This window comes from Streptomyces sp. NPDC088097 (assembly GCF_044741845.1).
Taxonomy (GTDB): domain Bacteria; phylum Actinomycetota; class Actinomycetes; order Streptomycetales; family Streptomycetaceae; genus Streptomyces.
On record NZ_JBIUTJ010000007.1, the window covers coordinates 183,417 to 204,725 of the forward strand.

At 69.9% G+C, this 21,309-nt stretch carries 16 protein-coding genes, 1 tRNA gene and 1 pseudogene; 12 read left to right on the top strand and 6 right to left on the bottom strand.

The annotated features are described in order from the left end of the window. The 8 genes from ACIOD1_RS22045 to ACIOD1_RS22080 all read left to right on the top strand — a co-directional run bounded on the left by ACIOD1_RS22045 (window position 1) and on the right by ACIOD1_RS22080 (window position 9,663). The gene (locus tag ACIOD1_RS22045; protein WP_365624479.1) at window positions 1–2,271 is read left to right on the top strand and encodes an FdhF/YdeP family oxidoreductase; all 2,271 of its coding nucleotides are present in this window, start codon (window positions 1–3) and stop codon (window positions 2,269–2,271) included. Between the two features lie 52 nt (window positions 2,272–2,323). Then, window positions 2,324–2,782 (top strand): PaaI family thioesterase, encoded by a 459-nt coding sequence (locus tag ACIOD1_RS22050; protein ID WP_401904069.1) that lies wholly within the window; start codon window positions 2,324–2,326, stop codon window positions 2,780–2,782. A gap of 235 nt (window positions 2,783–3,017) precedes the next feature. After that, entirely contained in the window at window positions 3,018–3,677 is a 660-nt protein-coding gene (locus ACIOD1_RS22055; RefSeq protein WP_401904070.1) for a Tat pathway signal sequence domain protein, read from the top strand. A 301-nt stretch (window positions 3,678–3,978) separates the two neighbouring features. Then, the gene (locus tag ACIOD1_RS22060; protein WP_401904073.1) at window positions 3,979–5,211 is read left to right on the top strand and encodes a branched-chain amino acid ABC transporter substrate-binding protein; all 1,233 of its coding nucleotides are present in this window, start codon (window positions 3,979–3,981) and stop codon (window positions 5,209–5,211) included. A gap of 113 nt (window positions 5,212–5,324) precedes the next feature. Then, window positions 5,325–6,254, top strand: coding sequence for a branched-chain amino acid ABC transporter permease (locus ACIOD1_RS22065; protein WP_401904076.1), 930 nt, complete (start codon window positions 5,325–5,327; stop codon window positions 6,252–6,254). A gap of 5 nt (window positions 6,255–6,259) precedes the next feature. Further along, window positions 6,260–8,074 (top strand): branched-chain amino acid ABC transporter permease, encoded by a 1,815-nt coding sequence (locus ACIOD1_RS22070; RefSeq protein ID WP_401904078.1) that lies wholly within the window; start codon window positions 6,260–6,262, stop codon window positions 8,072–8,074. Window positions 8,075–8,077: 3 nt separating this feature from the next. After that, on the top strand, window positions 8,078–8,950 hold the full coding sequence (locus tag ACIOD1_RS22075; RefSeq protein WP_401904080.1) for an ABC transporter ATP-binding protein: 873 nt from the start codon (window positions 8,078–8,080) through the stop codon (window positions 8,948–8,950). Beyond that, window positions 8,947–9,663, top strand: coding sequence for an ABC transporter ATP-binding protein (locus ACIOD1_RS22080; RefSeq protein ID WP_401904082.1), 717 nt, complete (start codon window positions 8,947–8,949; stop codon window positions 9,661–9,663). Before ACIOD1_RS22075 ends, ACIOD1_RS22080 begins: the two co-directional genes overlap by 4 nt. 92 nt (window positions 9,664–9,755) lie before the next feature. On the opposite strand, the gene ACIOD1_RS22085 is transcribed toward ACIOD1_RS22080, so the two are convergent. After that, a complete protein-coding gene (locus ACIOD1_RS22085) occupies window positions 9,756–10,412 on the bottom strand; it encodes a response regulator (RefSeq protein WP_365624500.1) in 657 nt (218 codons plus the stop codon). Between the two features lie 100 nt (window positions 10,413–10,512). On the opposite strand from ACIOD1_RS22085, the gene ACIOD1_RS22090 reads away from it, so the two are divergent. The 3 genes and pseudogenes from ACIOD1_RS22090 (at window position 10,513) to ACIOD1_RS22100 (ending at window position 11,836) form a co-directional block, all read left to right on the top strand. Then, window positions 10,513–10,585 (top strand) — tRNA-Leu (locus tag ACIOD1_RS22090). A 151-nt stretch (window positions 10,586–10,736) separates the two neighbouring features. Continuing rightward, a pseudogene (locus tag ACIOD1_RS22095) lies at window positions 10,737–11,456 on the top strand (helix-turn-helix domain-containing protein); the annotation flags it as partial. A gap of 128 nt (window positions 11,457–11,584) precedes the next feature. Then, window positions 11,585–11,836, top strand: coding sequence for an EF-hand domain-containing protein (locus ACIOD1_RS22100; RefSeq protein WP_365624503.1), 252 nt, complete (start codon window positions 11,585–11,587; stop codon window positions 11,834–11,836). A gap of 39 nt (window positions 11,837–11,875) precedes the next feature. Here the strand turns inward: ACIOD1_RS22100 and pyk are convergent, their stop codons facing one another. From pyk to ACIOD1_RS22115, 3 genes are all read right to left on the bottom strand, one after another. Then, window positions 11,876–13,303: a pyruvate kinase gene (pyk, locus tag ACIOD1_RS22105; protein ID WP_365624506.1), complete on the bottom strand. Its 1,428-nt coding sequence runs from the start codon at window positions 13,301–13,303 to the stop codon at window positions 11,876–11,878. A gap of 157 nt (window positions 13,304–13,460) precedes the next feature. Further along, a complete protein-coding gene (locus ACIOD1_RS22110; protein WP_365624509.1) occupies window positions 13,461–14,156 on the bottom strand; it encodes an SIMPL domain-containing protein in 696 nt (231 codons plus the stop codon). Between the two features lie 138 nt (window positions 14,157–14,294). Further along, the gene (locus ACIOD1_RS22115) at window positions 14,295–15,599 is read right to left on the bottom strand and encodes a ricin-type beta-trefoil lectin domain protein (RefSeq protein WP_401904087.1); all 1,305 of its coding nucleotides are present in this window, start codon (window positions 15,597–15,599) and stop codon (window positions 14,295–14,297) included. Window positions 15,600–15,836: 237 nt separating this feature from the next. On the opposite strand from ACIOD1_RS22115, the gene ACIOD1_RS22120 reads away from it, so the two are divergent. After that, window positions 15,837–17,651: a 5'-nucleotidase C-terminal domain-containing protein gene (locus ACIOD1_RS22120; RefSeq protein ID WP_365624514.1), complete on the top strand. Its 1,815-nt coding sequence runs from the start codon at window positions 15,837–15,839 to the stop codon at window positions 17,649–17,651. Window positions 17,652–17,691: 40 nt separating this feature from the next. Here ACIOD1_RS22120 and ACIOD1_RS22125 read toward each other — a convergent pair whose 3' ends face one another. Then, window positions 17,692–19,104 carry a SidA/IucD/PvdA family monooxygenase gene (locus ACIOD1_RS22125; protein ID WP_365624517.1) on the bottom strand — a complete coding sequence of 471 codons (1,413 nt, stop codon included), beginning with the start codon at window positions 19,102–19,104 and terminating at the stop codon, window positions 17,692–17,694. Beyond that, window positions 19,101–20,498: a pyridoxal phosphate-dependent decarboxylase family protein gene (locus ACIOD1_RS22130; protein ID WP_401904090.1), complete on the bottom strand. Its 1,398-nt coding sequence runs from the start codon at window positions 20,496–20,498 to the stop codon at window positions 19,101–19,103. Before ACIOD1_RS22130 ends, ACIOD1_RS22125 begins: the two co-directional genes overlap by 4 nt. Window positions 20,499–21,309: the final 811 nt, after the last annotated feature.

Here is a 21,309-nt window from a genome sequence, read left to right on the forward strand (position 1 = left end):
ATGGCCACCAAGCCGCCCGCAGGTGATCCCGTACAGGACGCGCCGCAGGTCGCGCCCCCGCAGCACGCCGCCGCCGGACTGCCGGCCATCGGGCACACCCTGAGGATCGCCCAGCAGCAGATGGGACTGGCCCGCACCGCCCGCACCCTGCTCAAGGTCAACCAGAAGGACGGCTTCGACTGCCCCGGCTGCGCCTGGCCCGAAGAGGACAAGCGGCACACCGCCGAATTCTGCGAGAACGGCGCCAAGGCCGTCGCCGAGGAGGCCACCCTGCGCCGGGTCACCCCGGCGTTCTTCGCCGCGCACCCCCTCGCCGACCTCGCCGACCGCTCCGGCTACTGGCTCGGCCAGCAGGGCCGCATCACCGAGCCGATGCTCCTCGAAGCGGGCGCCGACCGGTACGAGCCCGTCACCTGGGAGCGGGCCTTCGCGGTGATCGCCGAGGAACTGCGAGCCCTCGCCTCCCCCGACGAGGCCCTCTTCTACACCTCCGGGCGCACCAGCAACGAGGCCGCGTTCCTCTTCCAGCTCTTCGCCCGCGAGTTCGGCACCAACAACCTGCCCGACTGCTCCAACATGTGCCACGAGTCCTCGGGCTCCGCGCTGAACGAGACCATCGGCATCGGCAAGGGCAGCGTCACCCTCGAAGACCTCCACCAGGCCGAACTGATCATCGTCGCCGGCCAGAACCCGGGCACCAACCACCCCCGCATGCTCTCCGCCCTGGAAAAGGCCAAGAACGCCGGCGCGAAGATCATCTCGGTGAACCCGCTGCCCGAAGCCGGCATGGAGCGCTTCAAGAACCCCCAGACCCCCCTCGGCATGGTCAAGGGCACCGCCCTGAACGACCTCTTCCTCCAGATCCGCATCGGCGGCGACCAGGCCCTCTTCCGGCTCCTCAACAAGCTCGTGATCGAGACCGAGGGCGCCGTCGACGAGGAGTTCGTCCGCGAGCACACCCACGGCTACGAGGACCTCGCCGCCGCCGCCGCGAAGACCGACTGGGACGAGACCCTCACCGCCACCGGCCTGACCCGCCCCGAGATCGAAGCCGCCCTGGCCATGATCCTCACCTCCCGGCGCACCATCGTCTGCTGGGCCATGGGCCTCACCCAGCACAAGCACTCCGTCGCCACCATCCGCGAGGTCGTCAACCTCCTCCTGCTCCGCGGCGACATCGGCCGCCCCGGCGCCGGCGTCTGCCCCGTACGCGGCCACTCCAACGTCCAGGGCGACCGCACCATGGGCATCTTCGAACGCCCCGCACCCGCCTTCCTCGACGCCCTCGACCGCGAATTCGGCATCACCTCACCGCGCCGGCACGGCTTCGACGTGGTCCGCTCCATCCAGGCCCTGCGCGACGGCCGGGCCAAGGTCCTCTTCGCCATGGGCGGCAACTTCGTCGGCGCCACCCCCGACACCGAAGTCACCGAGGCCGCGATCCGCCGCGCCTCCCTCACCGTCCACGTCTCCACCAAACTCAACCGCTCCCACACCGTCACCGGCCGGCGCGCCCTGATCCTGCCCACCCTCGGCCGCACCGACAAGGACGTCCAGGCCGGCGGCAGGCAGATCGTCACCGTCGAGGACTCGATGGGCATGGTCCACGCCTCCCGCGGCAACCTCGCCCCCGCCTCCCCCCACCTGCTCTCCGAGCCCGCGATCGTGGCCCGCACGGCCCGCGCCGTCCTCGGCGACGCCTCCGCCACCCCGTGGGAGGAGTTCGAGCGCGACTACGCCGCCATCCGCGACCGCATCGCCCGCGTCGTCCCCGGCTTCGAGGACTTCAACGCCCGCGTCGCCCACCCCGGCGGCTTCCGCCTCCCCCACGCCCCGCGCGACGAACGCCGCTTCCCCACCAAGACCGGCAAGGCCAACTTCACCGCCGCCCCCGTGGAGTACCCGAAGGTCCCCGCCGGCCGCCTCCTGCTCCAGACCCTGCGCAGCCACGACCAGTACAACACCACCATCTACGGCCTCGACGACCGCTACCGCGGCATCACCGGCGGCCGCCGCGTCGTCATGGTCAACCCCCAGGACGCGGCCGAGCTGGGCCTGGCCGACGGCTCCTACACCGACCTCGTCGGCGAGTGGAAGGACGGCGTCGAACGCCGCGCCCCCGGCTTCCGCGTCGTCCACTACCCCACCGCCCGCGGCTGCGCCGCCGCCTACTACCCCGAGACCAACGTGCTGGTCCCCCTCGACTCCACCGCCGACGTCAGCAACACCCCCGCGAGCAAGTCCGTCGTCGTGCGCTTCGAGCCGGCCTGATAGAACGGCTCCGACAGACCGGTTAACGAACGTTGACGAACGGAGCAGCCCCATGGGCGAGCAGCACGCCGTGAAGTTCCCGCAGGAAGTCCTCGACGAGTACACGGCCCTGGGCATAGACCTGCCCGCCCTGTTCTCCGCCGGCGCCCTCGGCGAACGCATGGAGATCCAGATCCTGGAGGCCTCCTCCGACCGGGTCGTGGGCACCATGCCCGTCAAGGGCAACACCCAGCCCTACGGACTCCTGCACGGCGGAGCCTCCGCCGTCCTCGCCGAGACCCTCGGCTCCGTCGGCGCCATGATGCACGGCGGCATCACGAAGGTCGCCGTCGGCGTCGACCTGAACTGCACCCACCACCGCGGCGCCCGCTCCGGCCTGGTCACCGGCGTGGCCACCCCCGTCCACCGGGGCCGCTCCACCACCACGTACGAGATCGTCATCACCGACGACCAGGACCGCCGCGTCTGCACGGCCCGCCTGACCTGCCTCCTGCGCGACACGGACTCTTAACAACAAGGCCGAGACGAGCAGTTGTGCGGCATCCGGCGCCGGTCTAGCGTTCCCGCATGGGATCCGGACCGGCGCCGCGCCATGTCGCGGCCGCACGCGCACAGCCGGCGCTCCCGGCAGCCCCGCCCCGCCCCCGGGCGCCCGCACCACGCACCCAGGACCGGGCCCACGGCCGCCCGACCGGCCACCGCCGCACCGAACGCCACCGCTCCGGGACCCCGACCGGCGGGTCCTGGTGAGCGGGTTCCCCGGCGGCGGCATCGGGCCCGTGGAGCCGGGCGAGGGCACCGAGGGCCACGAAGTCCCGCGCACGCAATCCCGTACGCCCGGGCCCGGCCCGCTCGCCCGAGCCGTCCACGGCCTGCGCACCCTGGGTGGCCGCCACCGCCGGCCCCTGATCGTCCTGGCCGCGGCCTGCGTCGTGGCGGCGGGCACCGTCCGCTTCTACGCCACCCGCCCGGAACATCCGGCTCCGCTCCCCCCGGCGGCGCCCTCGCAGACCCTCTCGCTGAGCTACGGGGAGCCACTGCCCCCGACGCCCGACCAGGCCGGTTTCACGTTCACTGTCCGTGTGCGGAACACGGGCGGGCCCCCCGTCACGGTGGAGCGGATCGGGCAACCGTCCCGAGCGCTCAGCGTGACGATCCAGCCACGCCTGCCGGTCACGGTCGGTCCGGGGGAAGCGGTCGAGGTGATCCTGACGATTCAGGCGAAAGACTGCGTGCATGTGGCACGGAATTCGAGCCTGCCATTCCTGGAAGTAACCCTCAGTAATGGATTTCAGAAAGAGGATCACAGTTACATCCCCGGTGACCGATATGCCAGGGATCTCTCCGTCGCCCTGACCAGGGCCTGTCCCGAAGATCGAGACGTCGACCCCTCCCCGCGGTCATGAGTCAACTAGCCCCAGACTCCTGGAATGACAGGACTCAAACCACCCGAGAGCACTGACGCATCTCACCATGCGGACAAGACGAACCGGCCTGAATTCCCCCGTTCCACCCCTAGAGATCCGCTATGTATTACGCCGTGGCATAACAAGAGAGTCACATCCTTGGCCTCAGCCCTCCATATCCCCCGATGACCCGCTTAGAGTCACGGCCAGTTACCGCGACCGCCGGATTCCATTCAGTTCGGTTCCCCGCGTTCGACTCGGCGCGTCCCACGGGGGACGCGGCGCCAGGAAAGGACTGAACGTGCGTCATCGTCAGCTCATCGCCGTGACGGCCGCCCTCGCCGCGGGTGCCCTCACTCTCACCGCCTGCGGCTCGCGCGACGACAAGGCCGGCGACAACACCGGCGGCGGCGACACCACCGTCACCATCGCCGTCGACGCCCCGCTCACCGGCGACCTCTCGGCCCTCGGCCTCGGCATCAAGAACTCCGCCGAACTGGCCGTCAAGCAGGCCAACGAGAAGAAGTACGTCAAGGGCGTCACCTTCAAGTTCACGGCGCTCGACGACCAGGCGCAGGCCTCCTCCGGCCAGCAGAACGCCACCAAGCTCACCGCGGACAAGAACGTCCTCGGTGTCGTGGGCCCCCTGAACTCCTCGGTCTCCGAGTCGATGCAGAAGGTCTTCGACGACGCCAAGCTCGTCCAGATCTCCCCGGCCAACACCAGCCCCTCCCTGACCCAGGGCCCCAAGTGGGCCGAAGGCCAGAAGGCCCGCACCTACAAGAGCTACTTCCGCACCGCCACCACGGACGCCATCCAGGGCCCGTACGCGGCGCAGTACCTCTTCAACAAGGCGGGCAAGAAGAAGGTCTTCATCATCGATGACAAGAAGACCTACGGCGCAGGCCTCGCCGGCACCTTCAAGGGCGAGTTCACCAAGCTCGGCGGCGCCGTCGCGGGCGAAGGCCACATCGACCCCGAGTCGAAGGACTTCTCGGCGATCGTGACCCAGGTCAAGAGCTCCGGCGCCGACGTCGTCTACTACGGCGGCGAGTACCCCGCGGCCGGCCCGCTCAGCAAGCAGATCAAGGCCTCCGGCGCCAACATCCCGCTCATCGGTGGCGACGGCATCAAGGACAAGAAGTTCGTCGAGCTCGCCGGCGCCACCGCCGCCGGAGACCTCTGCACCTCCGTCGGCGCCCCCGTCGAGTCCCTGCCGTCCGCCAAGGAGTTCATCGCGAACTACAAGAAGGCCGGCTACAAGGACGACTTCTCCGCCTACGGCGGCTACTCGTACGACTCCGCCTGGGCCATCATCGAGGGCGTCAAGAAGGTCGTCGAGGCCAACGACGGCAAGCTCCCCAGCGACGCCCGCGCCAAGGTCCTCGAAGCCGTCCAGAACGTCTCCTTCGACGGCGTGACCGGCAAGGTCGCCTTCGACGAGTTCGGTGACGCCACCAACAAGCAGCTCACCGTCTACAAGGTCGAGGGCGACGACTTCAAGGCCGTCGAGTCCGGCACCCTCGCCGGCTGACCCACAACCGCTAGCACCCGCTCGCTAGCCCTCACCCCTCACCTGCCGCGCGGGGCGCGCACCAAAGCGCCCCGCGCGGTGTCACATCCGTCGAAAGACTCGGAGGACCTGCGGTGCACGAACTGCCGCAACAGCTGGTCAACGGCCTGCTACTGGGATCCATGTACGGGCTCGTCGCCATCGGCTACACGATGGTCTATGGCATTGTCCAGCTCATCAACTTCGCCCACGGCGAGATCTTCATGACCGGTGGGTTCGGAGCCCTCACGGTCTGGCTGATGCTCCCCGGCGGCACCACCATGTGGGTCGCCCTGCCCCTCATGATCATCGGGGCGATCATCATCGCCACCCTCATAGCCGTCGGCGCCGAACGCTTCGCCTACCGCCCCCTGCGCAGCGCTCCCCGTCTCGCGCCGCTCATCACCGCCATCGGCCTCTCCATCGTCCTCCAGCAGGCGGTATGGGCCTGGTACCCCGACGCGAAGTCCTCCCGAGTCTTCCCGGAAATACCCGGCGGCCCCTTCCACCTCGGCAGCATCACCATCCAGACCGGTGACGTCTTCCTGATCATCGCCGCCCCCATCTCCATGGCCATCCTCGGCTTCTTCGTCAAGAAGACCCGCACCGGCCGCGGCATGCAGGCCACCGCCCAGGACCCCGACACCGCCAAGCTCATGGGCATCAACACCGACCGCATCATCACGATCGCGTTCGCCCTCGGCGCCGCCTTCGCCGCGATCGGAGCCGTCGCCTACGGCCTCAAGTACGGCGAAGTCAACTACCGCATGGGCTTCATCCTCGGACTCAAGGCCTTCACCGCCGCCGTCCTCGGCGGCATCGGAAACATCTACGGCGCCATGATCGGCGGCCTGGTCCTCGGTCTCGCCGAGACCCTGACCACCGCCTACATCGCCGACGTCCCCGGCATGAGCCAGCTCGGCGGCCAGTCCTGGGGCAACACCTGGGCGTTCGTACTCCTCATCCTCGTACTCCTCCTGCGACCTCAAGGTCTGCTGGGCGAGCGCGTGGCCGACAGGGCGTGAGAACCATGACGACGACCATCACCGACACCACGCCCGAGGCCACGGAAGGCCGAAGCGGAATCAGCATCCCCGAGAAGACGGCCCGCGCCCTCGCCACCGCCGGCGGCGCCCTCACCGTCGTCTCCTGCTTCCTCGCCTGGACCTGGACCTCCGCCTTCCCCGGCGACCTCACCGTCTACGGATACCCCGGCGGCCTCCAGTGGCTCGTCCTCGTCGGCGGAGCCCTCACCACCGTCTTCGGACTCTCGTCCTACGGCATCAAGGGCCTGCGCTGGATCACCCCCGCAGGAGCCGACGCGGCGATCAAACTCGCCGCCCGCGGCACCCTCCTCACGATGCTCTACACCGCCTGCGCGATCTCCAACACCCTCGGCGGCTTCGTCAACCTGGAGCCCGGCGCCTTCGTCGCCATCCTCACCGCGCTCCTCGCGTCCGTCGGCGCCCGCGCCCTCCCCTTCGAACCGGCCGTCCTCGAACCGGCCGACCCCGAAGACACCTGGTGGGAGCAGACCAAGCACAACGCCTCCAACAGGTGGGCCGCGACCAAGGCCGCCTACGCCAGCGGCACCCCCGCCCCGGCCCGCGCCCTCCCGGCCTACGCCGAGATCCTCATCATCACCGCCGTCCTGGCAGTCAGCCTCGCCGTCTTCACCTACGGCGTCACCACGCCCTACCAGGAACTCTTCGTCGGCTTCCTGTTCGCCGCAGGCTTCGGCTTCGCAGCCCTCCAGAAGTCCGGCCTGGTGGCCCGCTTCACCGCCCTCACCAACAAGCACCGCAACATCGCCCTCATCGGCGCCTTCGCCGCCGCAGCCGTCTTCCCCCTCACCCAGAGCGACGACCAGTACGCGACCCTCGGCGTCAACATCCTCATCTTCGCCACCGTCGCCCTCGGCCTGAACATCGTCGTCGGCCTCACCGGTCTCCTCGACCTGGGCTACGTCGCCTTCCTCGGCGTCGGCGCCTACACCGCGGCCCTGGTCTCCGGCTCCCCCAACTCCCCCTTCGGAGTGCACTTCCCCTTCTGGGCCGCCATCCTCATCGGCGCCGGCGCCTCCCTCGTCTTCGGCGTCCTCATCGGCGCCCCGACCCTGCGGCTGCGCGGCGACTACCTCGCCATCGTCACCCTGGGCTTCGGAGAGATCTTCCGCATCTCGATGAGCAACCTCGACGGCGTCTCCGGCCCGGACATCACCAACGGCCCCAACGGCATCGCCGGCGTCCCCAACGTCGACCTCTTCGGCTTCGACTTCGGCGCCACCCACACCCTCGCCGGAATCACCATCGGCCGCTTCGCCAACTACTTCTTCCTGATGCTCGTGATCACCCTCATCGTGGTCCTGGTCTTCCGCCGCAGCGCCGAATCCCGCATCGGCCGCGCCTGGGTCGCCATCCGCGAAGACGAGACCGCCGCCGAAGCCATGGGCATCAACGGCTTCCGCGTCAAGCTCATCGCCTTCGCCCTCGGCGCCACCCTCGCCGGCCTCGCCGGCGCCGTACAGGCCCACGTGAACTACACCGTCACCCCGGACCAGTACGTCTTCGCCAACGCCGTACCCCCGAACTCCGCGTTCCTCCTCGCCGCGGTCGTCCTCGGCGGCATGGGCACCATCTCCGGCCCCCTCGTCGGCGGCGCCCTCCTCTTCATGATCCCCAACAAGCTCCAGTTCCTGGGCGAGTACCAACTCCTCGTCTTCGGCCTCGCGCTCGTCATCCTGATGCGCCTGCGCCCCGAGGGCCTCATCCCCAACCGGCGCAACCAGCTCGAACTGCACAAGGACCTCGAAGCGCCCACAGTCCTCGGCAAGACAGGGGCCTGATCCATGACCACCACCACGACCGAGACGGTCACCGAGACGGTCCTCGACGCCCGTGGCGTCACGATGCGCTTCGGCGGCCTCACCGCAGTCAAGAACGTCGATCTGACCGTGCGGAGCGGCGAGATCGTCGGACTCATCGGCCCCAACGGCGCCGGCAAGACCACCTTCTTCAACTGCCTCACCGGCCTCTACATCCCCACCGAGGGCGAAGTCCGGTACAAGGGCACGGTCCTGCCCCCCAAGTCCTACAAGGTCACCGCGGCCGGCATCGCCCGCACCTTCCAGAACATCCGTCTCTTCAACAACATGACGGTCCTGGAAAACGTCCTCGTAGGCCGTCACACCCGCACCAAGGAAGGCCTCTGGTCCGCCCTCCTGCGCCTGCCCTCCTTCGGCCGCGCCGAAGAAGCCAGCCGCAAGCGCGCCATGGAACTCCTGGAGTTCATCGGCCTCGACCAGAAGGCCGAACACCTCGCCCGGAACCTCCCCTACGGCGAGCAGCGCAAGCTGGAGATCGCCCGCGCCCTCGCCAGCGACCCCGGCCTCATCCTCTTGGACGAGCCCACCGCCGGCATGAACCCGCAGGAGACCCGCGCCACCGAAGAGCTCATCTTCGCCATCCGGGACCAAGGCATCGCCGTCCTCGTCATCGAGCACGACATGCGCTTCATCTTCAACCTCTGCGACCGGGTCGCCTGCCTCGTCCAGGGCGAGAAGCTCATCGAAGGCACCGCCGCCGAGGTCCAGGGCGACGAGCGCGTCATCGCCGCCTACCTCGGCGAACCCTTCGAAGGCGCCCCCGGCGCCGAAGAGGTCGCGGAGGTCGAGGCCGCGGAAGCGCAGAGCACCACCAGCACGGACGGAGAAGCCAAGTGACCGCCCTCCTCGAGGTCGAGGACCTCCGCGTCGCCTACGGCAAGATCGAAGCCGTCAAGGGCATCTCCTTCAGCGTCGAAGCCGGCCAGATCGTCACCCTGATCGGCACCAACGGCGCCGGCAAGACGACCACCCTGCGCACCCTCTCCGGCCTGATCAAACCGCGCGGCGGCCAGATCAGGTTCGAGGGCAAGTCCCTCAAGAAGGTCCAGGCGCACGACATCGTCGCGCTCGGTCTCGCCCACTCCCCGGAGGGGCGGCACATCTTCCCGCGCATGACCATCGAGGACAACCTCCTCCTCGGCGCCTACCTGAAGAACGACAAGGTCGGCATCCAGAAGGACATCGACCGCGCCTACGACCTCTTCCCGATCCTGGGAGAGCGTCGCAAGCAGGCGGCCGGCACCCTCTCGGGCGGCGAGCAGCAGATGCTCGCCATGGGCCGCGCGCTCATGTGCCGCCCGAAGCTGCTCATGCTCGACGAGCCCTCGATGGGCCTCTCCCCGATCATGATGCAGAAGATCATGGCGACGATCGCCGAACTCAAGGCGGACGGCACCACGATCCTGCTGGTCGAGCAGAACGCCCAGGCCGCGCTGTCGCTGGCCGACCAAGGCCACGTCATGGAGATCGGCAAGATCGTCCTGTCGGGCCCGGGCCGCGAGCTCCTCGTCAACGAGGACGTCCGCAAGGCCTACCTCGGCGAGGACTGAGTCCACGCCGTAGTACGCCGTGAGGCCCGTCTCCCCTCGGGGGGAGACGGGCCTCACGCGTGCGTGCGGGGAGTGCGGGGCGGCGGGCGGGGCTACTCGCCCTTGGCGGCGTTCTTCTTCTCCTCGGCGTCCTCGATGACCGCCTCGGCGACCTGCTGCATGGACATGCGGCGGTCCATGGAGGTCTTCTGGATCCACCGGAAGGCGGCGGGCTCGGTCAGCCCGTACTGGGTCTGCAGGATGCTCTTGGCGCGGTCCACGAGCTTGCGGGTCTCCAGGCGGAGCGAGAGGTCGGCGACCTCCTTCTCCAGGGCCTTCAGCTCCGCGAAGCGGGACACCGCCATCTCGATGGCCGGCACCACGTCGCTCTTGCTGAACGGCTTCACCAGGTACGCCATGGCACCGGCGTCACGGGCCCGCTCGACGAGGTCGCGCTGCGAGAACGCGGTCAGCATGAGCACCGGGGCGATGGACTCCGCCGCGATCTGCTCGGCGGCGGAGATCCCGTCCAGGACGGGCATCTTCACGTCGAGGATCACCAGGTCGGGCCGGTGCTCCCGGGCCAGCTCCACGGCCCGCTGGCCGTCCCCGGCCTCGCCGACGACGGAGTACCCCTCCTCTTCGAGCATCTCCTTGAGGTCGAGACGGATGAGCGCCTCGTCCTCGGCGATGACGACGCGGGTCGTCAGCGGCGGAACGTGCGACTGGTCGGCGTCGGGCGTGGGCGTCGACTCGTGCTCGGCGGTCACGGGGGGCTCCTTGTTGCAAGGTGATTCAGCTCCCCCGAGCCTACCTAGCTCCTGTATGTTTGTGACACGGAGGGTCTTATGTATCCTTCGTTTCGAAGGGGCCCCGGTAGCCCAGCGGCAGAGGCGATGGATTCAAAACCCATTCAGCGTCGGTTCGAATCCGACTCGGGGCACTTCTCCTTCGATTCAAAGGACGCCAAGCGTTTTTTGCGATCTTCACTCGTCCCGGTGAACGAATCTTCGAATCACGATCAGCGGACGAACAGCAGTGAAGCTCCGAGCGTGGAGCACAATCCTGCCATTCGCGAAGAAGCAGTACTCCTACTGCGCCAAGGCGTGACCAACCGAGTCGTGGCCGAGTCCCTCGGAGTCCCACGCGGAACCGTCGGCTGGTGGCGGTACGAAGACCGAAGACACCGGGGCGACATATACGTCCCGCCGACCGACTGCCCCCTGTGCACTGGCCTGGAATTCGATCGGCCCGCGTACGCGTACCTGCTCGGCCTCTACCTCGGCGATGGCCACATCACGTCGAAGACGAAGCAGCACCATCTGTCCATCTCCTGTGATGCGGCATGGACCGGCCTGATCGACGCCGCCGAGGAAGCCATGCGGCGCGTCATGCAACTCCCGCGAGTCAGTCGGCGGCACAGAAGCGGGTGCGTGGAGGTCAAGTCCTACAGTCACCACTGGACCTGCCTGTTCCCGCAGCACGGGCCCGGGAAGAAGCATGAGCGGGCGATCGTGCTCGAAGGGTGGCAGCGGGGGATCGTCGAGGCGCATCCCTGGGAGTTCGTGCGGGGGCTGATCCATTCCGACGGGTGTCGGATCACCAACTGGACCGTGCGGAACGGGAAGCGGTACGAGTACCCCCGGTACTTCTTCACCAACAAGTCCGACGACATCCGTCGGCTGTGCACGGACACGCTCACCGCGCTCGGGATCCGGTGGACCGTGACGGCGCGGGGTGGGGACCCCTTCAACGTGTCCGTCGCCCGGCGGGACTCCGTCGCGCTCATGGACGCGCGGATCGGGGCCAAGTACCAGGTGGGTCGGCCCGCAGGCCGGCGGCGGTGCTTCAGGGGGCGACGGCCTGGGCAGCGACCGGCTCTTCGGGGTATGTCTTGGTCTTCATCCCGAACGTACGAGGTCAAGGAAAGAGGGGGACCGCTGTGAGCGAGAAGGCTCGGAAGTTGTTCGACGCGTTGGATCTGGACCACGACGGGGAGCTGACGCGCGAGGAGGTGATCTCGGCGTTGCGGAGCCAGGGGCCGACGTTGGCGGCGCGGGGTGATCTGCCGTTCTGGGGCCTGGGGGACGCGGACGCGTCGTCGGCGTTGTTCGACGCGGCGGACGCGAACGGGGACTCGGTGTTGAGCTTCGAGGAGTTCGCGGCGGTGGTGGACCGGCGGTTCGGGTGGTGACACCCCTGGGTGCGGCGGGGTGTCACCGGGGTGCTGCGGTCAGCGGACGGCGTCGCCGATGTGGTGGATGCGGACGAGGTTGGTCTTGCCGCTGACGCCGGGGGGCGAGCCGGCGGTGATGACGACGATGTCGCCGGGATAGCAGCGTCCGATCCGCAGGAGTTCTTCCTCGACCTGGGCGACCATCGCGTCGGTGGAGTCGACGTGGGGGCCGAGGAAGGTCTCGACGCCCCAGGTGAGGTTGAGCTGGGAGCGGGTGGCCTCGTCGGGGGTGAAGGCCAGGAGCGGGATGGGTGAGCGGTAGCGGGAGAGGCGGCGGACGGTGTCGCCGCTCTGGGTGAAGGCGACGAGGAACTTCGCTTCGAGGAAGTCGCCCATCTCGGCGGCGGCGCGGGCGACGGCTCCGCCCTGGGTGCGGGGCTTGTTGCGGTCGGTGAGGGGCGGGAGCCCCTTGGCGAGGATGTCCTCTTCGGCGGCTTCGATGATGCGGGACATGGTCTTGACGGTTTCGATGGGGTACTTGCCGACGCTGGTCTCGCCGGAGAGCATCACGGCGTCGGTGCCGTCGATGACGGCGTTGGCGACATCGGAGGCTTCGGCGCGGGTGGGTCGGGAGTTCTCGATCATCGAGTCGAGCATCTGGGTGGCGACGATGACGGGCTTGGCGTTGCGCTTGGCGAGTTTGACGGCGCGCTTCTGGACGATCGGGACCTGTTCCAGGGGCATTTCGACGCCGAGGTCGCCGCGGGCGACCATGATGCCGTCGAAGGCGGCGACGATGTCGTCGATGTTCTCGACGGCCTGGGGCTTTTCGATCTTCGCGATGACGGGGAGGCGGTGGCCTTCCTCGTCCATGATGCGGTGGACGTCTTCGATGTCGCGGCCGCTGCGCACGAAGGAGAGGGCGATGACGTCGGCGCCGGTGCGCAGGGCCCAGCGGAGGTCGTCGATGTCCTTGGTGGAGAGGGCGGGGACGGAGACGGCGACTCCGGGGAGGTTGAGTCCCTTGTGGTCGGAGACCATGCCGCCTTCGATGACGCGGGTGCGGACGCGGGGGCCGTCGATGTCGGTGACTTCGAGGGTGACGCGGCCGTCGTCGACGAGGATGCGTTCGCCGGTGGTGACGTCTGCGGCGAGTCCCTTGTAGGTGGTGCCGCAGGTGTGGCGGTCGCCTTCGTGGTCCTCGGTGGTGATGGTGAACTCGTCTCCGCGTTCAAGGAGTACGGGTCCTTCGCGGAAGCGGCCGAGGCGGATCTTCGGGCCTTGAAGGTCGGCGAGGATGCCGACGCTGCGGCCGGTCTCGTCGGAGGCCTTGCGTACGCGCTGGTAGCGCTCCTCGTGTTCGGCGTGGGTGCCGTGGCTGAGGTTGAGGCGGGCGATGTCCATTCCGGCTTCGACCAGGGCTTTGATCTGGTCGTATGAGTCGGTTGCGGGGCCCAGGGTACATACGATTTTCGCTCGGCGCATAAGGCGAGCGTATGCCCCTACCAGGCAGTAGGAAATTGGTTCTGGGTGTCCTATCAACAACCTTTGGGAAAAAGCTTGTTGACAAATGTTGAATGTGCACGGGGGTGCTCTGATGAGCACCCCCGGGGTGGCACTGCTTCGAGTTTTTGTACGGGCTTCAGAGCTGGGGCGGGGTCATCGTGAAGCGGGCGTTCACCTGGGCGTAGACGGTCTGTCGTTGGGGTTCGAGGTCGAGGGCCGGGGCGGCTTCCTCGGAGGCGAAGGCCATGGTGCGCATGCCGCCGCCGGGGGCTTGGGCGAAGGGGGCGGCGTTCTCGGCGCCGAGGTCGGCGAGTTCGACGAGGGCGGCGAGGTTGGCGCCGAGGGCCTGGGCGTATTCGCGTGCGCGTTGGACGGCTTCGAGGACGGCTTGGCGGCGGGCTTCGCCGTGGGCGGGCGAGGTGGGGCGCAGGTCCCACCAGGGGCCGTCGACCTGGGTGAGTTCGAGGTCGGCGAGGCGGGTGGTGAGTTCGCCGAGGGCGGTGAAGTCGTTGAGTTCGGCGGTGAGGTGGACGCGGCCGTGATAGGCGCGGACGCGTTCTCCCCGGCCGTGGCGGGTGAGTTCGGGGCTGATGGAGAAGGCGCCGGTTTCGAGTTTTTCGACGGGGTCGCCGTAGCTCTTGATGAGGTCGAGGACGGTGTTGTTGCGGCGGGTGAGGTCTTCGAGTGCGGTGCGACGGTCGGTGCCCCGGGCGCTGACGGTGATGCCGATGCGGGCGATCTCGGGGTCGACTTCGAGTCGGGCTTCGCCGCGTACCGCGACGCGGGGGACTTCGGGGGTTCCGTAGGGCTGGTGTGCGGAGTCCTGGGTCATGGATTCACTGTCGCACCGTGGTGGGGTGTGCGGCGGTGGGCCGGCGGAGTTTCGTGCGGGTGTCCGCCGGCCGGTCCGATGGCCTTGGGCCCGGAGGGCTCAGGTCTTGGGCCCGGAGGGCTCAGGGGGCTACGGGGCTTAGGGGGTGGTCCATTTCTGGTTGGGGGTGCCGGCGCAGGTGCGGATCTGGAGGGGGGTGGAGTTGGCGGGGTTGGCGCCCGTCACGTCGAGGCATTTGTCGGCCTGCGGGTTGACGATGTCGCGGGCTGCGGGGAGGGCCCATTGTTGGGCGGGGGTGCCGTTGCAGTCGTAGAGCTGGACGGGGGTGCCGTCGGCGGTGCCGCCGCTCTTGACGTCGAGGCATTTGCCGAGGGCGCGCAGGGTGCCGTCGGCGGCTGCGGTCCATTGTTGGGCGGGGGTGCCGTTGCAGTCGTAGAGCTGGACGGGGGTGCCGTTGGCGGGGTTGGCGGCGGCGACGTCGACGCACTTGCCGGCGAGGCCGGTGACCGGGCCGGTGCGGGTGGGGTCGGTGGTGGAGGTGGTGACGCGGACGTGGTCGACGACGAGTTGTTGGGGGAAGGTGGTGGCGCCGTCGGGGTCGCCGGGCCAGTAGCCGCCGACGGCGAGGTTGAGGATGAGGAAGAAGGGCTTGTCGAAGGCCCAGGCGCGGCCGCCGAGGTCGGCGGGGGTGCGGCGTTGGTAGACGGTGCCGTCGACGGACCAGGTGATCGAGCCGGGTGCCCAGTCGACGGCGAAGGTGTGGAAGGCGTCGGCGAAGACCTGACCGCCGGGGAGGGTGTAGGGGGCGCCGATGCCGCCGGCTCCGGAGTAGCCGGGGCCGTGGAGGGTGCCGTGGACGGTGGAGGGTTCGAAGCCGACGTTCTCCATGATGTCGATCTCGCCGGAGGCGGGCCAGCCGACCTGGCCGATGTCGTTGCCGAGCATCCAGAAGGCGGGCCACATGCCTTGGCCCCGGGGGATCTTGAGGCGGGCTTCGACGTGTCCGTAGGCCTGGGCGTAGCGGCCGGAGGTGTTGAGGCGGGCGGAGGTGTATTCGCAGCGTCCGTACCAGCAGGTGTAGTTGCCGGGGTTTTCGCGGCGGGCGGTGATCACGAGGTGGCCTTGGCCGTCGAGGGCGGCGTTCTGTGTGCCGGCCGTGTAGTACTGGCGTTCGTGGTTGTTGACGTTGTCGCCGGTTTCGGTTTGCCAGCGGGCGGGGTCGACGGCGGCTCCGGCGGGTCCGTCGAAGTTGTCGGTGAAGCCGGCGGCGGCCGAGGCGGCGGCCGGGTTGCCGGGGAGGGGTGCGGCGCCGGTGGGTGGGGCGGCGAGGGCGCTCCAGCACAGGAGGGCGAGGGCGCCGAGGGTGGCGCGGTGGCGCCAGGTGGGGTGGCGCCGGCCGGGGCGGTGTCGGCCTGTGTGGGAGTGGGCGGGGCGGGGGGTCATCACATCACATCGCTTCGCGTGGGGGCATGCGCATGACAATGACTGCGAACGAGACTTCTTCGCTCACGACTTGATTGAAGGCGCGACGCCTCGGCCGCGTCAAGACGCGCGTACCGCTCGCGCGACCCGGCGGTCACCGGATCGAAACCTGGTGGGGGTGTTGCGCCTTGTTACTCCTGGGTCAGAATCTACGCGCGTTGTTCACGCCTCATTACACGCCTCACAAGGGGAGATGACATGGCGGTTGACCGTAGGAAGTTCATGGGGGCCTCTGCGGCCACCGGTGCGGCCGTGGCGCTGGCGGGGGCCACGAGCTCCCCGGCGGTCGCGGCCGCGGCGGAGCCCGCGCCGGCGGCGAACGCGGCGGGCGCGCGCACGTACGCGTTCACCGTGATGGGGACGACCGACCTGCACGGGAACGTCTTCAACTGGGACTACTTCACCGACAAGGAGTTCGACGACAAGGCGCACAACGACGTCGGTCTGGCGAAGATCTCGACGTTGGTGAACCAGGTGCGGGAGCAGAAGGGTCGGCGCAACACGCTGCTGATCGACGCGGGCGACACGATCCAGGGGACGCAGCTCTCGTACTACTACGCGAAGGTGGACCCGATCACGGCGCGGCGTGGTCCGGTGCATCCGATGGCGCAGGCGATGAACGCCATCGGCTACGACGCGGCGGCGTTGGGGAACCACGAGTTCAACTACGGCATCCCGGTCCTGCGGAAGTTCGAGGAGCAGTGCGATTTCCCGCTGCTGGGGGCGAACGCGCTGGACGCGAAGACCCTGCGGCCGGCGTTCGCGCCGTACAGCATGCACCGGTTGCGGACGCCGTGCGGGCGGGACGTGAAGGTGGCGGTGCTGGGGTTGACGAACCCGGGGATCGCGATCTGGGACAAGGCGAACGTGCAGGGGAAGATGACCTTCCCGGGGCTGGAGGAGCAGGCGGCGAAGTACGTGCCGCGGCTGCGTTCGATGGGCGCGGACGTGGTGATCGTGTCGGCGCACTCCGGGTCGAGCGGTACGTCGTCCTACGGTGACCAGTTGCCGTACGTGGAGAACGCGGCCGGTCTGGTGGCGGAGCAGGTGGCGGGGATCGACGCGATCCTGGTCGGTCACGCGCACACGGAGATCCCGGAGTACCGGGTGCGGAACAAGGCGACCGGCAAGGACGTGGTGCTGTCGGAGCCGCTCAAGTGGGGTCAGCGCCTGACGCTGTTCGACTTCGACCTGACGTGGGAGCGGGGGCGCTGGTCGGTGGCGAAGGTCGCGGCGCGGGTGTTGAACTCGAACGCCGTGGTCGAGGACCCGAAGATCGTGCGGCTGCTGTCGGACGAGCACCGCAAGGTGGTGGCGTACGTCAACCAGGTGATCGGCACCTCGACGCAGGCGATGTCCTCGGCGGAGGGGCCGGTGAAGGACGTGGCGATCATCGATCTGATCAACCACGTGCAGGCGGAGACGGTGAAGGCGGCTCTGGCCGGTTCGGAGTGGGCGGCGCTGCCGGTGCTCTCGCAGGCGTCCTGCTTCTCGCGGACGGCGGCGATCCCGGCGGGGCAGATCACGATCAAGGACGCGGCGGGGCTGTACCCGTTCGAGAACACCCTTGAGGCGCGGCTGTTGACGGGTGCGCAGCTGAAGGACTACCTGGAGTATTCGGCGCGGTACTACGTGCGGACGGCGCCGGGTGACGTGGTGGATCCGGCGAAGCTGACGAACGCGGAGAGCATCCCGGACTACAACTACGACGCGGTGTACGGGTTGACGTATGACATAGACGTGGCGCAGCCGGTGGGGTCGCGGATCGTGGGGTTGTCCTTCCAGGGGAAGCCGGTGGATCCGGCGGGGCGGTTCGTGTTCGCGGTGAACAACTACCGGGCCTCGGGTGGCGGGAACTTCCCGCACGTGCCGCAGGCCAGGCAGTTGTGGGCGGACTCGGACGAGATCCGTAACACGATCATCCAGTGGGTGAAGGCGAAGGGGACGGTGGATCCGTCGGTGTTCGCTTCGGTGGACTGGCGGCTGACGCGGGCGGGTGTGCCGGTGTTCTAGCCGTCGGTCTCCTGGGGGGCCGGTGTGCGGGCCGGCCTCGTCAGGGGTGTTCGACGAGTGGGAGCAGCTCGCCCGCGGGGTGGGGGCGGGTGTGCTCCCGCTGTTCGAGGCCGAAGGTGGTGAAGGCGGTGCGGCGGGGCTGGGGGTAGGGGTCCTTGTCGGTGAGGGTGTTGAGGATGGAGGCGCTGCGCGAGGCGGCGAGGCCGAGGTCGGGGGCGCCGACGCCGTGGGTGTGGCGTTCGCCGTTCTGGACGAAGACGCTGCCGGTGACGGAGGGATCGAGCATCATGCGGTGGCGGTCGTCGATGCGGGGGCGGCCGGCGGAGTCCCTGCGCATGTAGGGGTCGAGGCCGGCGAAGAGGCTGGTGAGGGAACGTTCCTGGTAGCCGGTGGCGAGGACGACGGCGTCGGTGGTGAGGCGGGAGCGGGTGCCCTGCTGGGCGTGTTCGAGGTGGAGTTCGACCTTGGTGGTGGCGACGCGGCCCGCGGTGCGGACGTTGACGCCGGGGGTGAGGACGGCGTCGGGCCAGCCTCCGTGGAGGGTGCGGCGGTAGAGCTCTTCGTGGATGGCGGCGATGGTCGCGGAGTCGATGCCCTTGTGGAGTTGCCATTGGGCGGGGACGAGTCGGTCGCGTACGGGTTCGGGGAGGGCGTGGAAGTAGCGGGTGTAGTCGGGGGTGAAGTGTTCGAGGCCGAGTTTGGAGTACTCCATGGGGGCGAAGGACTCGGTGCGGGAGAGCCAGGTGAGGCGTTCGCGGCCGTGGGGGCGGGCGCGCAGGAGGTCGAGGAAGACTTCGGCGCCCGATTGGCCGGATCCGATGACGGTGACGTGTTCGGCGCCGAGGATGCGTTGGCGGTTGTCGAGGTAGTCGGCGGAGTGGATGACGGGGACGGTGGGGGCGTCGGCGAGGGGGCGCAGGGGTTCGGGGACGAAGGGGGCGGTGCCGATGCCGAGGGCGAGGTTGCGGGTGTGGGTGCGGCCGAGGGCTTGGGCTTCTCCGTCGGGGTCGAGTTGGGTGTAGTCGACTTCGAAGAGGTCGCGTTCGGGGTTCCAGCGGACGGCGTCGATCTGGTGGCCGAAGTGGAGTCCGGGGAGGCGTTCGGAGACCCAGCGGCAGTAGGCGTCGTATTCGGCGCGTTGGATGTGGAACTGCTCGGCGAAGTAGAAGGGGAAGAGTCGTTCCTTGTGGCGGAGGTAGTTGAGGAAGCTCCAGGGGCTGGCGGGGTCGGCGAGGGTGACGAGGTCGGCGAGGAAGGGGACTTGGAGGGTGGCTCCGTCGATGAGGAGTCCGGGGTGCCAGCGGAAGTCGCGCCGTTGGTCGTAGAAGGCGGTGGCGAGGGGGCCGACGCCTTGTTGGGGGAGGCCGTGGGCGAGGGCGGCGAGGGAGAGGTTGAAGGGGCCGATGCCGATTCCGACGAGGTCGTGGGGTGTGTCGAGGGGGGCGGCGGTCATCGCGGGGTTCTGCCTTCCAGGAGGGCGACGAGGGTGTGCAGGTCCGCCGTCGTGGTGTGGGGGTTGAGGAGGGTGGCCTTGAGCCAGAGGCGGCCGTCGGCGGTGGCGCGGCCGAGGACGGCGGTGCCGGTGTGGAGGAGGGTGCGGCGTAGTGCGGCGAGGCGGTCGTCGTCCGTGGGGGTGGGTCGGAAGAGGACCGTGGTGAGGGTGGGGTGTGCGTGGAGTTCGAAGCGGGGGTGTGCTTCGAGGAGTTCGGCGAGGTGGCGGGCCGCGGCGACGGTGCGGTCGAGGAGGTCGGCGAGGCCTTGACGGCCGAGTGAGCGCAAGGTGACGGCGATCTTGAAGGCGTCGGGGCGGCGGGTGGTGCGCAGGGAGCGGCCGAGGAGGTCGGGGAGGCCGGCTTCGGTGTCGTCGGTGGCGTTGAGGTAGTCGGCCTGGTGGGCGAGGGGGGCGAGCAGGGCGGCGTCGGGGACGACGAGGAGTCCTGCGGCGACGGGTTGCCAGCCGAGTTTGTGCAGGTCGAGGGTGATCGAGCGGGCGCGGTGGAGGCCGGCGAGGGTGTGGCGGTGGCGGGGGCTGAGGGCGAGGAGGCCGCCGTAGGCGGCGTCGATGTGGAGGTCGGCGCCGTGCCGCTCGCAGAGGTCGGCGAGGGCGGGGAGCGGGTCGATGAGCCCGGCGTCGGTGGTGCCGGCGGTGGCGGTGACGAGGACGGGGCCGGGGGTGGTGGCGAGGGCCTCGGCGAGGGTGCGGGGGTCGAGGGTGCCGGTGGGGGTGGGGAGGGCTCGGGCGGGGGGCAGTCCGAGGAGCCAGGCGGCGCGGGGGACGGAGTGGTGGGCGTTGGCTCCGTGCAGGACGGTCAGGCGGGGGCCGTGGCGTTCGCGGGCGAGGAGGACGGCGAGTTGGTTGGCTTCGGTGCCGCCGGTGGTGAGGAGGGCTTCGGGGTGGGGGGTGTCGTAGAACTCGGCGGCGAGGGTGCGGGTGAGTTCGGCTTCGAGGGCGGAGGCGGCGGGGGCCTGGTCCCAGGAGTCGAGGGAGGGGTTGAGGGCGCTCGCGGCGAGGTCGGCGGCGGCCGCGACGGCGAGCGGGGGGCAGTGCAGGTGGGCGGCGCACAGGGGGTGTGCGGGGTCGGCCGCGCCGGCGGCCAGGGTGTGGACGAGGGTGCGGAGGGCTTCGTGGTCGCCGGTGCCGTGGGTGGGCAGTACGTCGCCGAGTGCGGCGGCGACGCGGGCGGCGGTGGTGGCGGGGCCGCCGGCGGGGAGGGGGCCGCCGCGTTCCTCGGCGCCGGTGCGGAGGGCGTCGAGGACGGTGTCGAGGAGGGGCCGCAGGGCGTCGGGTCCGCGAGGTCCGCCGGCGAGCGGGGGCGCCATGGCCGGCGCCGGCTCTGGCACGGTCATGGTGGCCTCCGGTGGCTGGGCGGGGTGGGGCGTCGCCGCGACCGCCACCGCCGTACGTCGCGAAGGCCGGGCGGGACACCCTGCCGGTACAACGATCAGACCCGAATGGGGTAACCGCCGGGGTTTGTCCGGGGTCGATTTCCGGCCGGGCCCAGCCGGGGGTGGGGCGCGGGCGGGGGCCCTGCCGGGTGGGGGGTGGGCCTGCCGGGTGGGGGGTGGCTCTGGCCGGGTGGGGCGGGGCCTGCTGGGTGGGGGCGGACCCCCCGACGGGCGAGGGGGCCTGCCGGGCGGGGGGTGGCTCTGCCGGGCGGCGGGGGCCGCCTTGTGGTCGATCTCCGGAGCAGGGTCGTACGCGTGGCTCTGCGGCGGGGAGCGGTGCCACTCGCCGGACGGCACGGCCACAGCCTCCCGGACGGGCTGCCCGCACCAGTGGGGCCCGACTGCGGGTGCCGTCCTCGTGGGGCCGGCAGGGCGGGAGCGGCGCAGGGCCCCTGGGGGCCCGGCCGTGGCCGGAATCGCACCGCGGAGGCGGTCCACCGCGCGGGTCCCGGGGGCCGGCTGCGGACGCACCGCCGCGCCGAGCGCGGACCGGAAGGGGCACGGCCCCCGGGTGCCGGGCCCGGGGGACGTACTGGGCTCCCCGGCCGGGACCGGGCCGGAGGGCCGGGGCTCACTCCCCCGTAACGGGGCACGGCAACCTGCCTCGGGTGCCGGGCCAGGGGAACCACGCCGGGGGATGTACCGGGCCGGGCCGGGGGCGGGGCCCGCTCGGCGCGGGCCGGGGCACGGGCCCCAGCCCGGGTGCCGGGCC

Coding starts and splice junctions, on each gene's coding strand:
- ACIOD1_RS22045 (WP_365624479.1), top strand. CDS start 1: ATGGCCACCAAGCCGCCCGCAGGTGATCCCGTACAGGACGCGCCGCAG.
- ACIOD1_RS22110 (WP_365624509.1), bottom strand. CDS start 14,156: ATGACCCAGGACTCCGCACACCAGCCCTACGGAACCCCCGAAGTCCCC.
- ACIOD1_RS22115 (WP_401904087.1), bottom strand. CDS start 15,599: ATGACCCCCCGCCCCGCCCACTCCCACACAGGCCGACACCGCCCCGGC.
- ACIOD1_RS22130 (WP_401904090.1), bottom strand. CDS start 20,498: ATGACCGTGCCAGAGCCGGCGCCGGCCATGGCGCCCCCGCTCGCCGGC.
- ACIOD1_RS22120 (WP_365624514.1), top strand. CDS start 15,837: ATGGCGGTTGACCGTAGGAAGTTCATGGGGGCCTCTGCGGCCACCGGT.
- ACIOD1_RS22070 (WP_401904078.1), top strand. CDS start 6,260: ATGACGACGACCATCACCGACACCACGCCCGAGGCCACGGAAGGCCGA.
- ACIOD1_RS22075 (WP_401904080.1), top strand. CDS start 8,078: ATGACCACCACCACGACCGAGACGGTCACCGAGACGGTCCTCGACGCC.
- pyk (WP_365624506.1), bottom strand. CDS start 13,303: ATGCGCCGAGCGAAAATCGTATGTACCCTGGGCCCCGCAACCGACTCA.
- ACIOD1_RS22050 (WP_401904069.1), top strand. CDS start 2,324: ATGGGCGAGCAGCACGCCGTGAAGTTCCCGCAGGAAGTCCTCGACGAG.
- ACIOD1_RS22125 (WP_365624517.1), bottom strand. CDS start 19,104: ATGACCGCCGCCCCCCTCGACACACCCCACGACCTCGTCGGAATCGGC.